The organism is Saccharopolyspora sp. NPDC045839 (assembly GCF_056431645.1).
In genome coordinates, this window is the sequence record NZ_JBWKKH010000080.1 from 1 (window position 1) to 1,374 (window position 1,374).

Consider the following 1,374-nt stretch of genomic DNA (forward strand, 5'->3'; position numbering starts at 1 on the left):
TTTCGCGCAGTGATGATGTGGGTGGTGATCGTCCGGGGCGTCTGACTCGGTTTCGCGCTGACGCCTGTGGGTTGTCTTGGTTTCGATCTGTCGGCGTCCTGGCGGTCACCGAGTTCGAGGGGCGCCGGGACTGTCGTGGTGTGACTTCATAGGAGCCTGCACTGCATTGCATGCCCGTCACTGTCCTGTCCACTAGCGACAGGCCCGGCGCCGGTGTCTCACGTGTGACGCGAAGACGGAGCAAGCATGGCTGATCAGCACGGGCAGGGACAACCGGCGTCGGTGACAGCACCGCAGCCCGCATCGGTGTTGCGGGTGATCGGCGGGGTGGACACTCACCGGGATACCCATCACGCGGCGGTGCTCGACGAGACGGGTCGGCAGCTGGCGGACGCGGAGTTCCCCACCGACCTACAGGGGTATCAGGCGCTGCTGGCGTGGTTGTGCGGGTTCGGGCACCTCAGCGCTGTGGGAGTGGAGGGAACAGCCTCCTACGGGGCCGGGCTGACGCGGTTTCTAGCCGGCCACACGGTGCGGGTGCTGGAGGTCAACCGGCCCGACCGCTCGGCACGACGCCGCAAAGGCAAATCCGATCCCCTGGATGCCGCCGCTGCCGCCCGCGCGGTGCTGGCAGGGGAGGCCACCGCGATCCCCAAAGCCCAGACCGGGGGCGTGGAAGCCGTGCGTGTGCTGCATACCGTGCGGGCCGGCGCGGTCAAAGCCCGCACCGCCGCCATTAACACCCTGCGCGGCCTGCTGATCACCGCCGACGACGCGTTACGCGCACGTCTGCACGGGCTGCCGACCGCCCGCCTGGCCGCCGCCTGCGCCGACCTCACCCCCGACGACACCGCCGACCTGGCCGACCCGCGCCAAGCCACCCGAACGGCCCTGCGGGAACTGGGCCACCGCATTCAGGCCCTTACCAGCGAAATCACCCGCCTCGGCAAGCAACTCAACGCGCTGACCACCCGGCTGGCACCGGCCACCACCGCCCTGTTCGGTGTCGGCCCCGACACCGCCGCCCAACTCCTGACCACCTGCGGCGACAACCCCGACCGGCTCAGCAGCGAAGCCGCCCTGGCCGCGCTGACCGGAACCAGCCCGCTACCGGCCTCCTCCGGACGCACCGACCGCCACCGCCTCAACCGCGGCGGCGACCGCCAAGCCAACAAAGCACTGCACCAGATCATCCTCGTCCGCATGCGCCACGACCAACACACCCGCGACTACGTGCACAAACGCACCCAACAAGGACTATCCAAAAGAGACATCATGCGATGCCTGAAACGCTACCTCGCCCGCAAGATCTACCGCACCATCACCACAGACCTCGCCCTCACCACCACTTGACAAACAATAGGAGCATCGAAA

At 68.0% G+C, this 1,374-nt stretch carries 1 protein-coding gene; it reads left to right on the forward strand.

All coding sequences use genetic code 11. The features are described 5' to 3' along the window. Nucleotides 1-246 precede the first annotated feature (246 nt). The gene (locus tag AC07EQ_RS43370; RefSeq protein ID WP_478393615.1) at nt 247-1,353 is read left to right on the forward strand and encodes an IS110 family RNA-guided transposase; all 1,107 of its coding nucleotides are present in this window, start codon (nt 247-249) and stop codon (nt 1,351-1,353) included. Nucleotides 1,354-1,374: the final 21 nt, after the last annotated feature.

Bases quoted from the DNA above. Each gene is read 5' to 3' on its own strand.
- AC07EQ_RS43370 (WP_478393615.1), top strand. From the start codon at position 247: ATGGCTGATCAGCACGGGCAGGGACAACCGGCGTCGGTGACAGCACCG.